Origin of the sequence: Streptococcus sp. 4155 (assembly GCF_013276695.1) — a bacterium.
Lineage (GTDB): Bacteria > Bacillota > Bacilli > Lactobacillales > Streptococcaceae > Streptococcus > Streptococcus pseudopneumoniae.
Genome location: NZ_VMLM01000131.1, coordinates 1 through 842 on the forward strand (window position 1 = coordinate 1; position 842 = coordinate 842).

Annotated in this window: 1 protein-coding gene; it reads left to right on the forward strand. The window is 35.4% G+C overall.

Annotated elements, in window-relative coordinates:
• The first annotated feature begins 176 nt into the window (after positions 1-176).
• A complete protein-coding gene (locus HT715_RS11555; protein ID WP_000855698.1) occupies positions 177-797 on the forward strand; it encodes a hypothetical protein in 621 nt (206 codons plus the stop codon).
• Positions 798-842: the final 45 nt, after the last annotated feature.

The window sequence follows — 842 nt, forward strand, 5'->3', positions numbered from 1 at the left end:
GCAACCTCAAAACAGTGTTTTGAGCAACCTGCGGCTAGCTTCCTAGTTTGCTCTTTGATTTTCATTGAGTAGTAGTCTCTCATGTTTGTTTAGCGTCTAAAAGAGACATTTGAGAAGATTGAAAACAGTTCTCTCTTTTCTCCTAGTATAATGATTGGTAGGAAGGGAGAGAAAAGATGAAAACAATGAGAATCTTATTTTTGTTAGCTTTAATTCAAATCAGTTTGAGTAGCTGTTTTCTATGGAAGGAATGCATCTTGTCCTTTAAACAAAGTACAGCTTTTTTCATCGGAAGTATGGTCTTCGTTTCAGGAATCTGTGCTGGAGTAAATTATCTTTATACCCGTAAGCAAGAAGTCCATAGTGTCCTAGCCAGTAAGAAGTCAGTGAAGCTTTTTTACAGTATGTTACTCTTAATTAATTTATTAGGAGCTGTCCTTGTCTTGTCAGATAACTTGTTCATTAAAAATACGCTGCAGCAAGAATTAGTTGACTTTTTATTGCCATCCTTTTTCTTTCTATTTGGGCTAGATTTGCTGATTTTTTTACCCTTGAAAAAATACATGCGCGATTTTCTTGCTATGCTAGACAGAAAAAAGACAGTGTTGGTGACTATTTTAGCAACACTTCTCTTTTTAAGAAATCCAATGACCATTGTCTCTCTTCTGATGTATATTGGACTGGGTTTGTTTTTTGCAGCCTATCTTGTCCCAAATTCGGTCAAGAAGGAAGTTTCCTTTTATGGTCATATTTTCCGAGATCTTGTATTGGTCATTGCTACGCTCATTTTCTTTTAGAGAAAGCTTGTTTTTATGGATGTTATGATGGTAATACTCTTCGAA